The sequence below is a fragment of the Photobacterium sp. 2_MG-2023 genome (genome assembly GCF_030547675.1).
GTDB lineage: Bacteria > Pseudomonadota > Gammaproteobacteria > Enterobacterales > Vibrionaceae > Photobacterium > Photobacterium arenosum.
Genome location: NZ_JAUOQQ010000002.1, coordinates 208,474 through 226,495, shown reverse-complemented (window position 1 = coordinate 226,495; position 18,022 = coordinate 208,474). Strand labels below are relative to the sequence as shown.

The 18,022-nt window shown below is 49.0% G+C and carries 16 protein-coding genes; 3 read left to right on the top strand and 13 right to left on the bottom strand.

Annotation, left to right across the window (positions count from 1 at the left end; genetic code table 11):
* Positions 1-28: 28 nt before the first annotated feature.
* The 7 genes from Q4491_RS03690 to metE form a co-directional block, all read right to left on the bottom strand.
* Positions 29-382, bottom strand: coding sequence for a chorismate mutase (locus tag Q4491_RS03690; protein WP_303454727.1), 354 nt, complete (start codon positions 380-382; stop codon positions 29-31).
* A gap of 114 nt (positions 383-496) precedes the next feature.
* Positions 497-1,741: an aminotransferase class I/II-fold pyridoxal phosphate-dependent enzyme gene (locus Q4491_RS03685; protein ID WP_192015602.1), complete on the bottom strand. Its 1,245-nt coding sequence runs from the start codon at positions 1,739-1,741 to the stop codon at positions 497-499.
* Positions 1,738-2,586 carry a HemK/PrmC family methyltransferase gene (locus Q4491_RS03680; RefSeq protein WP_303454724.1) on the bottom strand — a complete coding sequence of 283 codons (849 nt, stop codon included), beginning with the start codon at positions 2,584-2,586 and terminating at the stop codon, positions 1,738-1,740. Before Q4491_RS03680 ends, Q4491_RS03685 begins: the two co-directional genes overlap by 4 nt.
* Positions 2,583-4,016: an FAD-binding oxidoreductase gene (locus Q4491_RS03675; RefSeq protein WP_303454721.1), complete on the bottom strand. Its 1,434-nt coding sequence runs from the start codon at positions 4,014-4,016 to the stop codon at positions 2,583-2,585. The genes Q4491_RS03680 and Q4491_RS03675 overlap by 4 nt, the downstream gene beginning before the upstream one ends.
* 84 nt (positions 4,017-4,100) lie before the next feature.
* Positions 4,101-4,730 (bottom strand): acyl-homoserine-lactone synthase, encoded by a 630-nt coding sequence (locus Q4491_RS03670; protein WP_192015600.1) that lies wholly within the window; start codon positions 4,728-4,730, stop codon positions 4,101-4,103.
* 98 nt (positions 4,731-4,828) lie between these two features.
* Positions 4,829-5,554 carry an autoinducer binding domain-containing protein gene (locus Q4491_RS03665; RefSeq protein WP_192015599.1) on the bottom strand — a complete coding sequence of 242 codons (726 nt, stop codon included), beginning with the start codon at positions 5,552-5,554 and terminating at the stop codon, positions 4,829-4,831.
* A 341-nt stretch (positions 5,555-5,895) separates the two neighbouring features.
* Positions 5,896-8,169: a 5-methyltetrahydropteroyltriglutamate--homocysteine S-methyltransferase gene (gene metE / locus Q4491_RS03660; RefSeq protein WP_303454715.1), complete on the bottom strand. Its 2,274-nt coding sequence runs from the start codon at positions 8,167-8,169 to the stop codon at positions 5,896-5,898.
* A 108-nt stretch (positions 8,170-8,277) separates the two neighbouring features.
* On the opposite strand from metE, the gene Q4491_RS03655 reads away from it, so the two are divergent.
* Positions 8,278-9,186 carry a LysR family transcriptional regulator gene (locus Q4491_RS03655; protein ID WP_192015597.1) on the top strand — a complete coding sequence of 303 codons (909 nt, stop codon included), beginning with the start codon at positions 8,278-8,280 and terminating at the stop codon, positions 9,184-9,186.
* Positions 9,187-9,188: 2 nt separating this feature from the next.
* Here the strand turns inward: Q4491_RS03655 and rimI are convergent, their stop codons facing one another.
* From rimI to Q4491_RS03640, 3 genes are read right to left on the bottom strand one after another with little or no spacing between them, the layout of a single operon-like run.
* Positions 9,189-9,644, bottom strand: a complete 456-nt coding sequence (gene rimI, locus Q4491_RS03650; RefSeq protein ID WP_303454737.1) for a ribosomal protein S18-alanine N-acetyltransferase — start codon at positions 9,642-9,644, stop codon at positions 9,189-9,191.
* Entirely contained in the window at positions 9,637-10,038 is a 402-nt protein-coding gene (locus tag Q4491_RS03645) for a DNA polymerase III subunit psi (protein ID WP_218383357.1), read from the bottom strand. The genes rimI and Q4491_RS03645 overlap by 8 nt, the downstream gene beginning before the upstream one ends.
* Before the next feature lie 27 nt (positions 10,039-10,065).
* The gene (locus Q4491_RS03640; RefSeq protein WP_303454709.1) at positions 10,066-10,575 is read right to left on the bottom strand and encodes a GNAT family N-acetyltransferase; all 510 of its coding nucleotides are present in this window, start codon (positions 10,573-10,575) and stop codon (positions 10,066-10,068) included.
* 554 nt (positions 10,576-11,129) lie between these two features.
* Here Q4491_RS03640 and Q4491_RS03635 point away from each other — a divergent pair.
* Positions 11,130-13,169 carry a bifunctional diguanylate cyclase/phosphodiesterase gene (locus Q4491_RS03635; RefSeq protein WP_303454735.1) on the top strand — a complete coding sequence of 680 codons (2,040 nt, stop codon included), beginning with the start codon at positions 11,130-11,132 and terminating at the stop codon, positions 13,167-13,169.
* Positions 13,170-13,185: 16 nt separating this feature from the next.
* Here the strand turns inward: Q4491_RS03635 and Q4491_RS03630 are convergent, their stop codons facing one another.
* Together Q4491_RS03630 and Q4491_RS03625 are read right to left on the bottom strand one after the other, a co-directional pair.
* Positions 13,186-14,133 carry a LysR family transcriptional regulator gene (locus Q4491_RS03630; protein WP_192015594.1) on the bottom strand — a complete coding sequence of 316 codons (948 nt, stop codon included), beginning with the start codon at positions 14,131-14,133 and terminating at the stop codon, positions 13,186-13,188.
* A 158-nt stretch (positions 14,134-14,291) separates the two neighbouring features.
* Positions 14,292-15,860 (bottom strand): acyl CoA:acetate/3-ketoacid CoA transferase, encoded by a 1,569-nt coding sequence (locus tag Q4491_RS03625; protein ID WP_303454704.1) that lies wholly within the window; start codon positions 15,858-15,860, stop codon positions 14,292-14,294.
* A gap of 317 nt (positions 15,861-16,177) precedes the next feature.
* Between Q4491_RS03625 and Q4491_RS03620 the strand changes: the two genes are divergently transcribed.
* Positions 16,178-17,533 (top strand): GntP family permease, encoded by a 1,356-nt coding sequence (locus Q4491_RS03620; protein ID WP_192015592.1) that lies wholly within the window; start codon positions 16,178-16,180, stop codon positions 17,531-17,533.
* Positions 17,534-17,607: 74 nt separating this feature from the next.
* On the opposite strand, the gene Q4491_RS03615 is transcribed toward Q4491_RS03620, so the two are convergent.
* On the bottom strand, positions 17,608-17,970 hold the full coding sequence (locus Q4491_RS03615; protein WP_303454700.1) for a hypothetical protein: 363 nt from the start codon (positions 17,968-17,970) through the stop codon (positions 17,608-17,610).
* Positions 17,971-18,022 lie beyond the last annotated feature (52 nt).

The following is an 18,022-nucleotide window of genomic DNA, read 5'->3' as shown; positions in this document are numbered from 1 at the left end:
TAGTGTTGTTTGGCGATTACACGATAACTTATCCAACCGTTTTTCGTATCTGTTTCCCGCTAATCCGAGATGAACCTTTTATTATGACAAGTTCCTCTTCACAAGTTTCATGGATAATACGTTCAAAAATATCCTCAATGTAAGACGGATTTAACTGATAGTTCGCTGAGAGCGATTTCATTTTATTCAACGTGAATTCGACTCTGCTTTTTTGCATCATTGGAATGTTTTCTCGGGCTTTAACGTTCGCAATTGTCCGACAAATCTCCATACGGTTTGCCAGTAACGCAATGATCTGTTCGTTAATTACATCCAGCTTATCTCTGTAAGGTTTTAATTCACGAACCACAACGTCATCATTCATCTGATTATTAACAACCATGCCATTACCTTCGACTTAAACTTCAAATAAAGAACACATAACAACCAACGTACACCAACATTAAAAAGACGTTTGATTCCAGGTTGGTTGTTACTTCCAGGATTTATTATCAAATCACCCGATAAGGGCATTTAACTTATTGGCCAGATAATCAATTTGCTCGTGGCTATGATTGGCTGAAATGGCAAAACGTAACATCGCTTTATTGGTTTCTACGATAGGATAAAAAACAGGAAACATAATTAACCCGGATTCCCGTAAAGCTGTCGCGGCCGTTAAACCTTGCTGTTCACTAGCAAAGTAAGCGCCTCTGATTGGTGCTCTCTGTCCGGAGTTCATCATTACGCTTTCAACTTTCTCATCGAATCTGTTGATGTTTTGCCATAATGCAGCTTGTAATTCATCTATTTCAGAAGAAAGATGGATCTTTGCGGCAGCAACATTCGCCGCCTGAAGCGGGACGGGTACGGTATGGCCAAATACAAGCGGGTTCGCTAATGCCTTAAGCTGTTCATTATTATAATCTTTGCGCAGAACAATGAAACCGCCGGCACCACCAAAAGCCTTACTTAATGACCCGGCGATTAATGTATTATCAGGTAAGCGGTGTTCAAGATTCTCATACGCGTAGCCTGCACCGTATTTTCCTGAAATAGAAATACCGTGTGCATCATCAACATATAAATATCCTTCGTATTGATTGAGCAATTCAGATAGCGCTCTGACAGGAAGTAATCCTGACATCGAACCGACACCATCAATCAACAATATAGGTGTTACTCGCTCAAGCTGACATTGCTTTAATGTTGTCGTTAACGATTCTGTATCATTCGTATCAACACGTACGACCTGCCCAAACTGACCAAGTAATCCACGCAACACCTGCATTGAAGCATGAGCCGTTTTATCAACCAGCCAGCGAACCGCTGATTTAGTCGGGTAAAGGTGCATATTGCCACTACCCAATAAAGGTAAAACACCTAAATGCGCATTACTGGTCGAAGTAAACACAGTGACTGAGTTACCCTGATACATCTCCTGCAACAGGTTTTCCAGTTGTGGCAAGTACACAGGACTCATCGCACTCCGGCTTGCCGATAAATGTATACCAACATGATGAAGTGCCTGATATGCCGCCTCTATTAATAATGGATGGGACTCCAAACCTAAGTAAGAGCAAGAAATGAATTCTGTGTATAACTTTCCATCATCCAAAATAACTTGCTTACCACAACGTTCCGTCACAATAAAAGAGGTTAATCCCTCTCCGGAGGCCTGTTCGAAAGCATCCGTTGTACGGGTACTACGGATGGACATCCAATTGCTGTCATGCAATTGTTCTTTATTAACACTCGTCATTTTTTTGTACCTACTGTCATCACTGCTGGCCCAGTCTGATCAGAAAAAAGGGGATCGGTATGAGTGAGCACAGACTCAAACTGATATCGGGAGAATAGGTCTTGCACCATAGGTATTTGTGATTCCCCGTGTTCGACAATCACAGTACCGCCAGGCTTCAGTACAATCTCTGCAAGACGCAATGAGGCGTCGATAATCTCGCTGCCATCTTGGCCTGAGTAAATGGCATTTTCCGGGTGATATTTTCCCCACTCAGGCAATAAGCTCTCTGATTCAGGGACATAAGGAGGATTCGATATCACAACATCCACACATTGACTCTTATCCAGAAAAAATGTGAGGTCGGTAATGTCTTTTTTCAGTGCAACGACGCTGCCTTCATCCGCGAGACGATGAATATTACGGCACAGATACTGATACGCAATTTCATCATTTTCCAAACAATAAACCGTTGCATTCCGGTATTGCCGCCATGCTGATATACCGATAGCCCCCGTTCCCGAGCACAAATCGTAAATAACCGCCTCGGACTCAGCGTGGAGCTGTGTTTTTAGCCATTCAAGCAGCATTGCGCTTTGCTGACGCGGTACAAATACCCCGGTTCCAACAACAAATCGGCAATCAATAAAGTCACTGTACCCAAGGATATGACCTAACGGGATACGATGTGCTCTTTCCTTCAGATCGGAGCGAAAGCAAGCAACATCAGATTCAGACAATACCTCATCAGACGACATATATTTCTTTGCTATCGCTTGAAAATCCCCATAAGGATCCCAGACGCCCGATGCAATCAGACTCTGGAGTTCATGTTGAAATGTCTGCTCAATTTGCGCTTGTTTCATGACCAAGCCTCATAATATTCCGCCAGACGGTCATACATCGACCGATAAAGATATGAGAAAGCGACCAGCTCTGGTGGCGGTGTATAGCTTGGGTGAAGGCTCTCAATGAGATCGGCATAATAGCCCGTCATGCCTTTGTCGAGTAACGGTAGCCAGTAGGGTTTGATATCCCAGCGGAATTCGTAACCGGTAGCAAACATTTGTTTTACCGTTTCTTTCACGGTTTCTTCACGAGATAAACCTGGTAATGGCTTCCGAATAGGCGAGAAGACATCCAGGTTTATTTCTGGCCGGCGACCCTGAATTTTATCGGCCATATAAGCAGCCAATAATGGTGACTGGTGCAATCCGTCACGGTAGGTTCCTGTCGCTAACCACAATCCTTTGAAATGACATTGTCCAATTAACGGATAACCGTCAGCAGGAATAGGCCGATTACCAACTTGAATGGCTTCCACTTCTGCGTCATTCAAATCAAGATGTAATTGGTCTAATGCGCAGTCCAGCAGAAACTGAACATCAGATATCAATGCGTTTTTCCTTGGTGACTCAGCCAAAATATTTGTCGCGCCTATATAAAGCAGATCTTTCTCTCTGGGTACACAATGTAAACCACAGGCAAAGGCTCTGTTTGGCGTTCTGATTACACTGTCAGGTACTTGATGCCCAGGCTTTAACCTCGCCAGAATAGAAACACCGTACCCTGCAAACATAGGAGGGATGCGTTTTTTAACTTCTGGATAAGCATCAAGCAAATCTAACGAATGCACACCGGCTGCAATCACAACATTGTCTGCCGATATTAAAGTGCCATCCGTTAATTTAACGCCAGTCGCCACATCAGCTTCTGTTAATATTTCGGCTGCATTTTCATTGATAATTTCTCCGCCTTTTCCCAGAAAAGCGGCATCCAGCTTTTCCAGCAGAAGATGTGAATTCACCGCATTTTCTGCTGGAATATATAAAGCTTGCATCGGGCGAACTAAATCATTGGCTTTAATCCAGGGAACGTTAGAGGCCGAGACTGTCTCATAAGGTTCGTTGTAACGCTGCAGAGTTGCCTCAATAGTTTCATAATTTACTGTATCAACCTCAGCCATACCCGCCGAGTTTAAAATAACATGAGTGCCTTTCGCTGTTAGGAGATCATCATGCATTCCAGATGCTTCTGATAACCTTTCAGACCAGTTCTCCCATCCACTTTTTGCCTTGATATCCATATCAACTTTCAGTCGGCCATACTCACTGCTGACTAACCCACTCGTGATTTCACCAAAACAACCGTTCATAGCACCCGCAGCCATAGATGCTGCATTTTCACGTTTTGTTTCACCTACCCTGACAACTTTTAAGCCGCGAGAAGCTAACTCAAATGCGATGGATCCACCAATAGCACCAGCGCCAACAACAATGGCATCATAATTCATCATTTATTTCCTTATTACTGTAAATTCCATTCAATAGAACGAATGTGATTATTCTGCTGAACATTATATTCAGGCAGTTGCTAACAATTAAGAAAGGAGAAGCGCTTCTGATTCAGGTAGCGAACGATAGAACAATAAACTTCCCTCAGTTTCAATAACATTTAAAAGTTTATTATCATCAAACTGTTCGACAGGAAAAGATAAGGCGATAAGTTTGTCTCTCCCTTTTTTAGTCACTTTACCCATTCGATTAAGCGTGACTCCTCTTCTCAAAAAATAGCGTTCTATCGCGACTGTCGTCACCGCGACCAATTGCTTAACACCATGCATTCCTGCGAGTTGCAACGAGAATTTTAAAATATCAAAAGGGAGAGATTCCAATTCATGTCCATATGCCGCAAAGCGTGATATTTCCCAAGTCGCTATATCTCTTGGTAGCTCACTGTCACATAAATAAGGAAATACATCTGAGAGTAAGTAAGGAGAGTAGGAGGGAATCAGCCTGGCACACCCTACAATTTTATCATTTTCATTATAGGCAATGACATACAGTGCAGACTCCGTGTCAAACTCATCGTTTTCAATCCCCTCCTCTAAAGAGGTAATATTAAGATCCCACTTGAGTTGCTTAATAAAAACATCATGGCGAAAACGCCCCAGATCATCTAATTCATTTTTATCGAAATTCAAAAATTGCGTGCATACCAACCGATACATGCTTTGACTGTCCCTATCAAAATCCACTTCTTTAAGCTATTCCCCATACTATAAAGCCCCAAATCATCTAGCAACTACCAAAAATGGTAATAATCAGGTTAAATAATTCCTAACGCTGCTGAGTAAGCTGCAGCCAATGTACGATTGGTCGAGCCAAATTTTTTCTGGATATTTTTAATATGATAATTGACTGTGTTTTCTGAAATACCCAAAATATCAGAGATCGCATTTGAGCATTTACCATCAGCGATCCAGCGTAAAATTTCTTCTTCACGGTTGTTTAGATTAATTTCATTTTGACATAACAAGTCAGACTTTTCTTTGACACTGTTCTCTTCGATCAACTCAATCAGACAACGCATTTTTAGCTTTAACATCAGTTTATCATCACTGTTGATAAGCACATTACTTCGCGAAACCCCCAGCATACACAGCGAGTGATCCATGCTACGCAATGTTAATGTTGCACCAATATTTATCCCCCACTCTCTGGCTTCTTTGAAGATAAAATGTGTCTTTATATTGTGGTCATCCTGCCAGATGACAAACTGCCGATCACTGGCTCTGCTTGCAATCGAAGGATCTTGCTGACAATAGTGTTTGTCTTGATATCGCTTCAACCACGCCTCTGGGTATGTTCCATATACACAGACTTTCGAGCGTGAGAAAGGCACAGCCTGTTTTTTACCGTATGCAAAGTTATCAAAGCCGAGTTTATTGACTTCCAGTGAGACACTCTTAATAACATCATTGTTAGTAGTGCAAGATGAAAATGCAGCGTTTACAGACAACCACCAATTGATGAATCCTGTGTTTTTATCCATTTTCCTCTCCAAACAAGTCATATAAAGCACCAACTTCTACAACAGAGGAATACGTTTATCAAATAGATATTGTTTTAATATATTTCACTTTGTTTCTAATTCAAGCCGATTGATTAATTCAACCTGACTCTCAATTTAATAAAATTACTCCTGTATCTTGATATTTTCATTTCCACACCTGAAACACCGCTCACTATTTACCATTAACTCAGTAATACATTTTTAAAAAATATTCATCATCGCAATACCCTCATCACCGGCCTTGGGGGTGATAATTAACGACAAAAAAAGCAGCATTGCCATAACAATGCTGCTTTTACGCCGATATGTATTTCTGAAGCTTAATTAGCCCGCAAAGTTTTCGCAGCTGCCACCATGTTTTGCAGTGCAGGCACCACTTCTGCCCACTGACGGGTTTTCAGACCACAGTCCGGGTTCACCCACAAGCGCTCGGCCGGGATACGTTTTGCTGCTTGCTGCATCAGTTTCACCATCTGCGCTTCTGTCGGAATATTGGGCGAGTGGATATCATAGACACCCGGGCCAATTTCATTCGGATACTTGAAGTTATCAAAGGCGTCCAACAGTTCCATGTCGGAACGGGAAGTCTCTATGGTGATCACGTCAGCATCCATGTCGGCAATTGACGCAATAATGTCATTAAACTCGGAATAACACATGTGGGTATGGATCTGGGTTTCATCGGTCACCCCGTTCGCCGTGATACGGAACGACTCCACAGCCCAGCTCAGGTAGTTCTGCCACTCAGAGCGGCGCAATGGCAAACCTTCACGCAGGGCGGCTTCATCAATCTGAATCACTTTCACCCCGGCTTTTTCCAGATCCAGCACTTCGGCGCGAATGGCCAGTGCCAGCTGATAACAAGAGACGGAGCGAGGCTGATCGTCGCGAACAAAAGACCAGTTCAGTATGGTCACAGGACCGGTCAGCATGCCTTTCATGGGTTTTTCGGTCAGTGATTGGGCGTACTGAGTCCAGGCGACTGTCATGGCAGCCGGACGGCTGATATCACCGAACAGGATTGGCGGCTTGACACAACGCGAACCGTAAGACTGTACCCAGCCAAACTGGCTGAAGGCATAGCCGTCCAGCTGTTCGCCGAAATATTCCACCATGTCGTTACGTTCCGCTTCACCGTGAACCAGCACATCCAGATCCAGCGCTTCCTGCTCGCGCACCGCGCGGGCAATCTCTTGCTTCATCTGGCTGACATAGGTTGCCTGATCCAGTTCACCTTTCTTGAACTTCAGGCGGGCCTGGCGGATTTCAGCGGTCTGAGGAAACGACCCGATAGTGGTGGTCGGGAACGCCGGCAGGTTCAGGTGCGCCGTTTGCTTAGCGATACGATCGGCATACGGATTCTGACGCTGGCCCAGCTGCGGGTTAATCGCCGCAACGGCGGCCTGCACGTCAGGGTTATTCACCCGGCGGGACTGACGACGGCTGTCGATGGCGGCCTGATTGGCGGCCAGTTCAGCGAAGACCGCATCGCGACCTTGGTTCAGGGCGCGGGCCAACACAGCCAGCTCGTCGAGTTTTTGCAGCGCAAAGGCCAGCCATGACTGAATTTCATCATCGAGTTTCTGCTCGCTGTTCAGATCAACCGGTACGTGCAACAGTGAACAGGAGGGCGCCACCCACAGGCGTTCACCTACATCGCGGGCAATAGGCTCCAGCCAGTTCAGCACCGCATTAAGATCAGTCTTCCAGATATTACGGCCATTGATGACCCCCAGAGACAGCACTTTGTCAGCCGGCAGGGCAGCGATGACGGCGTCCACTTCATTGCGGCCACGCACCGCATCAAAATGTAAGCCCTGAACCTGCAGATTGACCGCCAGCGACAGGTTCTCTTTCAGCTCGCCAAAGTAAGTGGCCAGCAAGAGTTTCACCTGGCCTTTGTTTAACGTCTGGTAGGCTTTGCTCAGTGCCTGCTGCCATTCTGCAGACAGTTCAGTAACCAGGATCGGCTCATCAATTTGCACCCATTCGACCCCGTTGTCGGCCAGCAGCGCCAGCAGCTGCTCGTACACAGGCAGCAGCTGATCCAGCAGATCCAGTTTATTGGAGTTGTCCTTTTCCTTTCCGAGCCACAGATAGGTCACAGGGCCGATCAGCACAGGTTTCGCGGCGACGCCCTGCGCTTTGGCTTCCGCCAGTTGTGCCAGCAGGCGCTCTGGGTTGAGCTCAAAACGGGTATCGGCGGTAAATTCAGGCACGATATAGTGGTAGTTAGTATCAAACCATTTGGTCATCTCACCGGCATGCACACAGTGACAACCACTGTCGTTGGCTGAACGGCCACGTGCTACACGAAAATAGTTGTCCAGCTCGTCACCGGCCAGACCTTCAACACGGGCCGGGATATTGCCGAGTGTGAAGCTGGTATCCAGTACCTGATCATAAAAAGAGAAGTCGCCAACCGGGGTCAGATCGAGACCCGACTGCTGCTGCCAGTGTTTTTGGCGCAAGCCGGCGGCCAGTTCTGTCAGCTCGCTTTGGCTGCTTTCGCCTTTCCAGTACTTTTCCAGTGCGAATTTCAGTTCACGGTTAGCACCGATGCGCGGGAAACCTAAGTTATGAATTTTAGCCATCTATACGTCCTCCTAAGTTATTGAAGGCATCTTATGGCTATATTGTGATGAATAAAAATGGCATTATTTCATCAATCAATGAATTCTAATCATAAGTTAAGGATCACTATGATAGAAAGGAGCCATCTGGCGATATTGCGCGAGGTACACAGGCTCGGCTCGCTGACGGCCGCCGCAGAGGCATTGTATTTAAGCCAGTCGGCGCTGAGCCACAGCATGAAAAAACTGGAGCAGCAAATAGGGACGCCAGTCTGGAGCAAATCAGGCCGCAGCCTGCACTTTACCCAGGCGGGGTTTTATCTGTTACGGCTGGCGGAGCGGGTGTTACCGCAATTTGAACATGCGGAAGTGCAGATGCAGCAGTTCGCTTCCGGCCAGCGGGGCACACTGCGGATTGGTATGGAGTGCCACCCCTGCTATCAGTGGCTGCTCAAAGTGGTCCATCCCTACCTGCAAGGCTGGCCGGATGTCGATGTGGACGTGAAACAGAAGTTCCAGTTCGGCGGTTTAGGCGCGCTGTTCGGGTATGAAATCGATGTCCTGGTCACGCCCGATCCGCTACTCCGGCCCGGTATCCGCTACATTCCAGTGTTTGATTATGAGCAGGTGCTGGTGGTCAGCGCGCAAAGCCCGCTGGCTAACGAGGAATACATAGCGCCGGACATGCTGCTGGATCAAACCCTGATCACCTACCCGGTAGAGCAAAGCAGGCTGGATGTGTATAGCCAGTTTCTGACACCCGCTAAATGCAGCCCCCGTAAACATAAGCTGATTGAAACGACTGACATTATGCTGCAGATGGTAGCGGCCGGACGCGGTGTCGCGGCACTCCCTAAATGGCTGGCCAAAGAATATGAAGAGAAAATGCCGATCGTTGCTGTGCGGCTGGGCGAAAGTGGCATTCACAAGCACATTCACCTGGGGGTCAGGGAAACGGATTTGGATATTGATTATCTGAGTGCTTTTATTAGCCTGGCAGACTCCCTGTCTGAGCATAAGGAGCCGTCCGCTCTGTAACGTCAGATCTTCGCTTTCATGATCAGCGCGTCTTCGCGGCCGTTAGCACTGACACTGATGTCGGCCCGGTAATAGTCTTGCCGGCGACTGACCAGCTCAAAACCATTGGCCAGGTATAACTGACTGGCCCTGGTATTGCCGGCCCGCACTTCGAGCCAGATGTCCTGCCCGCCTTCCGCTTGGGCGGCAGCCACAAACGCCGCCAGCAACTGACGGCCCAGCCCTTGCCCCTGCCACTCAGGATCAACAGCAATATTAAACAGGCTCACTTCACCGGCCACAGACTGGCCAAAACAATAGCCCGCGACCTTGCCGTCAACCCGCATCACCAGATTCAGAGCGATACGGGATGGCGTTTCTCTGATCTGGCTTTCTGTCCAGGGAAACGGGTGTGCACGTTGCTCAATAGCCCACACGTCATCAAGGTGCGCAGCTGTCATAGGCAGGAATTCAATCATTGAAGGCACAGATCTGCTGCCACAATGCTTTCTTGCTGGCAGGGTTATCATGCATCTGACACAGTGACGCTGAGTGCAGAATCTGGCAATCGGACGGCTCAACGCCCTGGCAACCGGCAAACCAGCACCAGGTCAGATGATGCTCACCCAGCTCAGACAAAGCATGTGGGGGCAGAGTTAATGCCTGCTCCGGGGTCAGCTTCATGCTGCGCAGAATATTGCCGAACAACCAGGCATCGTGTTCATCCAACTCATCTGCGGTCACAAACAGCAATTGACAGGTTTCGGGTAAATCAATCACAGACTGAACCCAGTCAGGAAAACACTCAGGTTTTCTGATTTGCCAGTTCGTCAGTCCCATTTCCTGCAATAATTGCATGTTTCTTTGTTGCATGATGTGTTTACCGCTTTTGATGTTCTGTTAGGCCGGGAGCGCGGAAAATGGGGCGCTGTATTCAACCAGGCCACGATGACCGCTCAGGGTGGATGGCAGCAGTTCCTGAACCATGAAAGCCTCTTCCGGCACAGGCCAGGTGCAGCGCAAGCCATGCTCCGCCGCCGTCACATAACCGGCTTTACGGTAATAGCGGTGATCCCCCAGCACCACCACCACTGGGTAACCCAGCTCTGCCAGTATTTCTGCACTTTCACGCATCAGTGTCTGGCCGATCCCCTGCCCGCGGTATTCGGCTTTCACCACCAAAGGTGCCAGCCCTTGCCACCCTAAATCCTGTCCGCTGACAGTGACCGGACTGAAAAAGATATGACCAACCACTTCACCATCATCATTGCATGCCACCAGCGATAACGTCATATGACCATTTTCACGCAGGGTCATGACCAAATCTGCTTCCGCTTCAGTATCAAATGTGTGTCGCAGCAAGGCATCAATAGTCAGAATGTCCGCCGGCACTTCAGTTCGAATCAGCATAGTTATCCTCGAAGAAACAGTCGTCAGACCGTCATTGGATGTAGCGGGTATCCGCCACATTTAGCCGGCCCTATTTTGCGGCCAGGCTAGTGTGATCACAACCTCTTTCTCGCCAGACACAGCACAGAGGCTGAAAAAGGATATCAGCACAGATTCATAGTAATGATAGCTTCCCTGCTGACACTACAACCGTCCGCCTGGAATCAGGTCAGTCAATATTTTGCTGATTCGTATTTGTGTCGCAGAGATGCAGATGAATAATCAATGTCATGCCTTTCCAACGGGACTTTTCTTCTTCTCGTCAATAAAATGCAAAGATTATTCGCTGAGGTAATCTGCTTTTAAAACATTATTTTAGATGCATACGTCTCGTTTTCGCCGGCCAGTTTTTTGTAACCAGTGTCAATAAATCCATTTTTTTACATTTCAAATCAAAATTTTCTCATGAAAATAGGAATTTTTGACAATCAGACATTTTCTGACGTTATATTACGGGTACGACTTACCCAGAAAGGGACATCCGAGCGATGTCAGCAGTAACAGACAATTTCGCCATGCCGACTGAATTCATCAACAATTGGTTTTTTCAACTGACAGGCAATAGCCCATTCCTGTTCGCCATTCTGGACAAGCAACACCACTATGTCGCGGTCAATCAACACTACTGTCAGCTCAGCGGCCTCAGCCGGGAAGAACTGGTGGGGCACCGTGATAGCGAAATCCTCGGCGAGACCTTTTACCACACCCTGCAGCCATATTACGAACGCGCCCTGAACGGCGAATACGTGGAAGGGGATGTGATTCTTGATGAACACAGGCATCATACCTGCCTGCATTTCAGTGTGTCACCACTGCGCGATGATAGCGGCGAAATTACCGGCCTGGCTCTGCATGCGATTGATACCTCTGAACGCTTACACCTTGCCAATGCCGTGGCTGAACATGAAGACCACTTTAACCAGCTCAGCCAGCTCATGTCTGATGGCTGCCTGCTGATCGAAAGAAATCAAGTGTTGTCCGCTAACCCAATGGCCGCTCAGTTGCTGGGGTTTGCTTTGCCGGATGACATGACAGGTGAAGATTTAGGGCAGCTATTAATAGACAGCAGAAACAACCGCCCTTTTGGTGAGCAACTGGCCGAACTCAGCAACGGCAAAGCCTACCATTGCCTGACCAGTCAACGGTGTCAGGTTGAAAATGTACTGACGCTGACCCTGAAAGACACCCTGGTCGTTGGCTCACCCGCCAGTCTGGTTGTCCTGAGACAGCCACAGACACAACAAGTCCAACCCGAACAGGTAGAACAGCTGATTCATACCGACCCGCTGACAGGTTTGTATAACCGCCACGGATTCAGCCGTCGTCTGGAACAGATGATCAACCGGCAGACCCCGTTAGTCATGCTGTATCTGGACATAGATAATTTCAAAAACATCAACGATTCGCTGGGGCACCACATTGGCGATCGGGTGCTGCAGGAAATCTCCCAGCGCCTGCGTCAGTTGTTGCCGGAGAACGCTGTGATAGGTCATCTGGGTGGCGATGAATTCGGCATTCTGCTGCCCGGTCCCATCCATGCGGAAATTGGCGAACAGGTCTCGAAAAAGATTATTGCCCTAGTCAATCAACCCTTCGACCTGATGCACTTCAGCAAGCATCTGGCCTGTTCGATCGGGATGGTGAACTACCCGGGCAACGGCAGTGATGCACGTTTACTGCTGCAGCATGCCGATACCGCTATGTATGAAGCCAAGAATCGCGGGCGTAACCGTCTGGTCACCTTTGACGAGACCATGAACAAAGAAGCAAGAATGCGGTTGTGGCTGGAAATTGAACTGCAGAAAGCCCTACAGAATAAAGGGCTGGAAGTCTGGTATCAGCCTAAAGTCAGTGCGAGGGATTTCTCCATTCACGGTGCCGAAGCTCTGGTGCGCTGGAAACACCCTATTGAAGGTTACATCAGCCCGGCCCAGTTTATTCCGGTTGCTGAACGCTCAGGCCTGATCGAACAGCTCGGCCAGGTTGTGATGAAAGAAGTCTTCACCACAGTTAAATACTGGAAAAGACAGGGGATCCTTCAGGGCCGGGTGGCTATCAACCTGTCACCCCAGCAATTTGGTAATCCCAACCTGATTCAGTATGTCTCAGACTTGCAGCGAGCCACAGGTGTCAACCCGGATGATATCACTTTTGAACTGACTGAAAGTGCCATGCTGGGAGAAAACGAACACACCATACAAATGTTGAACGCCATCAAAAAACTCGGTTTTGCCCTATCGATTGATGATTTTGGGACCGGCTACTCCTCTTTGTCTTATCTGGCCCGATTCCCGCTGGACGAGCTCAAAATCGACCGGGCATTTATCAAAGATCTGGAGACTGTGCCTAAGCAACTGACCCTGATCGAAAACATCATCAATCTGGGTAAGTCGCTGAATATGAGTGTCGTCGCTGAAGGCGTAGAAACGCGCCAGCAGGCCGCCCTGCTATCCAATCTCAATTGTGATTACATCCAGGGCTTTCACTTTTTCCGCCCGCTGCCGAAAAATGATCTGGAAACCATACTGATGAAAAACTTCCGCGGCAGATTTTAAGCCTGCTGCACAGCCATCATACTTGCTGTGCCACAATCTCTTCTGTCCTGCGCAGCAGGTAATCCTTGAACGCCTGACAGCGAGCAGGCATTGGATGCCTGGGGCGAAAGTACAGATTGATGTCAAACTGGCTGGCAACATAATCAGTCAGTAGCACAGTTAATGCGCCTGAGGCCAGAGCGTCCTTAATCACAGAATGCGGCAAGTAGGCAACACCGGCTCCTCTGATTGCCATATCGCGCAGTATCTCACTGTTATCACATTCCAGCGCATCGCTGATAGCCACAGCGCGGTTAATACCATTTAAACGGAAATACCAGCGATTGCCTCCAACCAGTGAACTGGCATACAGGCAGCGGTGATCTCTTAAATCTTCCGGTTCCATTGGTTTACCGCACCGTGCCAGATAGCCTGGCGACGCGCAGGCGTATAGCGGTTCACTGAGCAACAACCGGCGGATCAGCAAAGAATCTTTCTCTTCGGTTTCCCGGTTAGTAGCTTTGGCCCGGATAATAAAATCCACATGTAACGGATCTGTCTCCCCTGCTTCAATAAACAAACGAAAGTTCACCTGGGGATGCATTTCCATGTATTCCGCAATGATTTCACGCAGATAATAACTGGCGTACAGCGGTGTCGATGAGATACTGATAATTCCCCGCTGTTCATCTGCCATACTGCCCACTTCAGCGCAGATGGTATCAATTTCCGGCAACAGGGAAGAAAAACGACGGTACAGCATCTCTCCGGCATCCGTCGGTACAAGTTGGCGGGTACTGCGCTTGATCAACTCGACGGCCATCAGCCCTTCCAGCTCCTTTACCCACCGGCTGGCCGCCGCCGCGGAAATACCCCACACTTCCGCAGCCTCGCGAAACGAGCCATGCTGAATAACGGAACAGAAAAACACGATTTTATCTAATTGTTGCTGGCGAGGATTAATCCCGACCAGTGACTGGGTCATAGCACATTCCTTATGGTTTGAACTCCCACCCGACCCCGCTTTTCAGGCAAGGACCGGGGTTAATGAGCCTCAATAATGCCTGCGCAATCCTGGCTGAACTAACACCGGCACCTCGTCTTACAGCTCGCTTCACAGTCTTATGACCCACATCCCGCTATTTAAACGGTTTTCTGCCCGAACTGAGGAGAAAATATCTCTGCTGACATCAAGCTCAGACCGGGATCAATCACCGGAGTGAATGACATATGTGCCAGAATATCACGCTCAAGATCCACGCCTGGCGCAATTTCTTCCAGCACCAGACCTTGCGGTTCAAGCCGGAACACGGCACGTTCAGTAATATAGCGCACCGGTTGCATGGTCTGGATGGCCCGTGAAGCGGAAAACGTAATCTGTTCAGCTGTCTCAACAAACTTACTCTGACGCCCTTCCTTCAGAATATGCAGCTCGCCGTTCCTGACGGCGATCTCCAACCCAGCGGCTGTAAAAGTGCCACAGAAAAACAGAGACTTAGCATGCTGACTGATGTTGATAAAACCACCACAGCCCGGCAATTTATCGCCAAAACGGGACACATTGATATCGCCGCGGGCAGAGCACTGTGCCAGGCCGAGAAAGGCCTGATCGATCCCGCCGCCATCATAAAAATCGAACATCTGATCCTGAGTAATGATGGCCTGCGGGTGCCTGCTGGCACCAAAATCCAGCCCGCTGGCCGGCAGACCGCCGATAGCGCCGGGCTCGACGGTGAGAGTCATGGTATCCAGGATACCCAGCTTACCGGCAACAATTGCAATGTACTCAGGCACGCCAATCCCCAGATTCAGTACAGCGCCGGGCGTCAGCTCCTGCACGGCGCGGCGGGCAATAAGGGTTTTGGCATCCAGTTGTTCCGGCAGACTATCCCGGTGCTCTACCTGATGTTCGCCTGAACCTGCCCGTCCGACAAAATCGGGATTGAAACGGGTGGCAAAGGTCTGCATGTGCTCCGCTTCATCATTGCAAAGCACAATAGCGTCGACAAAAATGCCCGGAATTTTGATGCTATGAGGATCGAGTGTACCGGACGGCACCAGCCGTTTGACCTGCACGACCACTTTGCCGCCCTGATTACGGGCTGCCTGCGCTGCGGCCAGATTTTCCACCACCAGACACTCATCTTCCATCGTGATATTGCCGTTGTCATCTGCCGTTGTGCCGCGCAAAATCGCCATATCCACCGGCAGGCGCTGGTAGAACAGGTATTCTTCACCATTGATCTCCAGCACAGACACCAGATCGTCGCGGGTTATCGCATTAATCTTGCCGCCTTCAAGCCGGGGATCGACAAAGGTTCCCAGCCCGGTTGTTGTCACTGTCCCGGGCTTACCTGCTGCCGTATCGCGCAAGAGGTGTGAAATCACCCCCTGTGGCAGGTTGTACGCCTCAATCTCATTGCTCAGGGCCAGCTTTTGCAGGTCGGGCACCAGACCCCAGTGGCCGCCAATCACCCGCTTAACCATGCCCGGCCTGGCCAGATGATTCGCCGCCCGTCCTTGTCCGTCTCCCTGACCGGCTGCAAAGATCAATGTCAGATCACGGGGTGAGGTTTCGCTGTCGTAGCGTTCACCCAAGGCCCTGATGATCGACTCTGGTACCACGGAACCGATAAATCCCCCCAGCATGACGGACTGTCCGTCGGTGATCCATGCCGCGGCTTCTTCAGCCGTAAGTTGGGTAACTGCCATGCGCAACTTCCTTTTACCGTGCAATTGCCTGAAGTGTATGAATCCCATCCCCTTGCTTTAATAGCTACAGATGAAATTGTGTTTTTCGAAACTGGCCACAACCAGCCACAAACACGTGATAACATATTGAAATAAATAAAAAATATCATTATCAATTAAAGCAGGGGCTGCGATTTACACCTGGTATAGCATGATGCGTCTCGCACTTTACCGCTGAATATAAAAATTGGACCGACCAGTGATGTTTTCAATCACGACTGGGAGGTCTAGGATGTTAACGACCTGTTATAACTATAACCATGAAACGGAGAGAGAATATGGATGTTGCCGTGATACTGCTCACGCTTGTGGGTTTGATGTACTTTGCCTACCGAGGCGTGTCAGTTCTGATCCTCGCCCCCATTTTAGCCATGGCCGCTGCACTGCTTACCAGCGATTTCCCTTTTTTGTATGCACTGTCTAATGTCTTCATGCCTGCCGCAGCCAATTACATCAAACTGTACTTCCCCATCTTCATCGCCGGGGCAATCTTTGGCAAGCTGATGGGCGCATCGGGTGCCGCCCGTGCTTTATCTCGTTTTATCATTCAGCATCTGGGCACCAAACACGCGATATTGTCTGTCGTGCTGGCTACCGCTTTGCTGACGTACGGCGGCGTGTCACTCTTTGTGGTGGTCTTTGCCATGTATCCGATTGGTGCAGCCACTTTCCGCGCAGCCGGCATTCCTAAGCGCCTGCTGCCTGCGGCGATCACTCTGGGTGCTTTCACCTTTACCATGACGGCGTTGCCGGGTACGCCGCAGTACCTGAACACCATGCCAACCATACCGTTCGGCACCACTATTTACGCGGCACCGGCCTTGGGCTTGCTGGCCGGTACTATGATGCTGGTGCTGGGAGTATTGTGGATCAAATACCGCGCCCAGAAGGCCATTGCGGCTGGTGAAAATTACGGTGACCATGATGAAAGTGATAAAGATCTGGATGACAGCACAGCAACACCGAGCGTGTTGATGGCACTGGTTCCGATTCTGATGGTGTTCGTCATCAACTTTGTACTGACCAATATTTACTTCAAATCACCCGCTGTGATTGCCGAATATGAAACCCTGGACACACGGATCAACGGTACCTGGCCTGTGATCATCGCGCTGGCTATCGCCATTATCTTCATGCTGGTGAGCTATCGCCGCTACCTGTTTGATACCAACAAGCACGTCTTCGACGGTTCGGTGGGCTCTCTGCTACCCATTTTCAACACAGCTTCTGAGGTAGGCTATGGTGCAGTGATTACTGCCCTGTCGGCCTTTGTGATTATCAAAGCCGGTATTGCCGCCATTGATATTCCGGATCTGTTCAAAGTGGCGCTCACCTCGACCAGTCTTGCCGGTATTATTGGTTCGTCGTCAGGCGGCACAGGTATGGTGCTGGCTCTGCTGGGTAATGATTTCCTGAGTACCGGAATAAACCCTGAAGTGCTGCATCGCGTGATCTTGCTGGCTGCAGGCGGGCTGGATACACTGCCGCACTGTGGTGCTGTGATTACTTTGCTGGCGGTTTGTCGCCTGACTCACAGACAGAGCTATGGTGATATTGCCGTGGTAACTATGGCGATTCCGCTGATGGCGGCCTTTACTGTCATAGTGGTACACCTCAGTACCGGTCTGGTCTGACAGCCCCAGATCAACAACGCCCCGAATAATACGGGGCGTTGTTATTAGCCGGTTTTCTTAATTATTTTATACTGTTATTCGCTGCGGCAAGGCTGAATATAGATGGCATCTGACGGAAAACGGCCATCCTGGCTGGGATGCTGACGGTGTAATCGACACAAATCCTGAAAAATGCTGATCGCTGTAACTGTAAATGCTTCAGCCTGCCAGCTATCATCCTGCTTAATCTCAATCATCACTTTGTCACCCTGGCTGACATGCTCAGGTAAGCGAATGTCGTAGGTATGGCTGAATGCCAGCAACCAGTAATTGTCGACAGTCACCAGACGGCCTTCGCCCGGCGTGGATACCGAGTAGACATAGTCGAGCTGCTGTGCTTTGGCTACGCTGACTGCCACCATTGCCATTAACGTGAAAGCGATATAAAGCCTGAACATAACCGCCACCTGCAAAGCACTCTTTCTAACACTATAGTGATTGCAGCTGGCC

Excerpts from the sequence above, each read along its gene's own strand:
- Q4491_RS03625 (WP_303454704.1), bottom strand. The coding sequence starts at position 15,860 with ATGGCAGTTACCCAACTTACGGCTGAAGAAGCCGCGGCATGGATCACC.
- Q4491_RS03665 (WP_192015599.1), bottom strand. The coding sequence starts at position 5,554 with ATGGATAAAAACACAGGATTCATCAATTGGTGGTTGTCTGTAAACGCT.
- rimI (WP_303454737.1), bottom strand. The coding sequence starts at position 9,644 with ATGATTGAATTCCTGCCTATGACAGCTGCGCACCTTGATGACGTGTGG.
- Q4491_RS03685 (WP_192015602.1), bottom strand. The coding sequence starts at position 1,741 with ATGACGAGTGTTAATAAAGAACAATTGCATGACAGCAATTGGATGTCC.
- Q4491_RS03645 (WP_218383357.1), bottom strand. The coding sequence starts at position 10,038 with ATGCAACAAAGAAACATGCAATTATTGCAGGAAATGGGACTGACGAAC.
- Q4491_RS03680 (WP_303454724.1), bottom strand. The coding sequence starts at position 2,586 with ATGAAACAAGCGCAAATTGAGCAGACATTTCAACATGAACTCCAGAGT.
- Q4491_RS03615 (WP_303454700.1), bottom strand. The coding sequence starts at position 17,970 with ATGTTCAGGCTTTATATCGCTTTCACGTTAATGGCAATGGTGGCAGTC.
- Q4491_RS03670 (WP_192015600.1), bottom strand. The coding sequence starts at position 4,730 with ATGTATCGGTTGGTATGCACGCAATTTTTGAATTTCGATAAAAATGAA.
- Q4491_RS03635 (WP_303454735.1), top strand. The coding sequence starts at position 11,130 with ATGCCGACTGAATTCATCAACAATTGGTTTTTTCAACTGACAGGCAAT.
- Q4491_RS03655 (WP_192015597.1), top strand. The coding sequence starts at position 8,278 with ATGATAGAAAGGAGCCATCTGGCGATATTGCGCGAGGTACACAGGCTC.
- Q4491_RS03620 (WP_192015592.1), top strand. The coding sequence starts at position 16,178 with ATGGATGTTGCCGTGATACTGCTCACGCTTGTGGGTTTGATGTACTTT.
- Q4491_RS03630 (WP_192015594.1), bottom strand. The coding sequence starts at position 14,133 with ATGACCCAGTCACTGGTCGGGATTAATCCTCGCCAGCAACAATTAGAT.
- metE (WP_303454715.1), bottom strand. The coding sequence starts at position 8,169 with ATGGCTAAAATTCATAACTTAGGTTTCCCGCGCATCGGTGCTAACCGT.
- Q4491_RS03690 (WP_303454727.1), bottom strand. The coding sequence starts at position 382 with ATGGTTGTTAATAATCAGATGAATGATGACGTTGTGGTTCGTGAATTA.
- Q4491_RS03675 (WP_303454721.1), bottom strand. The coding sequence starts at position 4,016 with ATGATGAATTATGATGCCATTGTTGTTGGCGCTGGTGCTATTGGTGGA.
- Q4491_RS03640 (WP_303454709.1), bottom strand. The coding sequence starts at position 10,575 with ATGCTGATTCGAACTGAAGTGCCGGCGGACATTCTGACTATTGATGCC.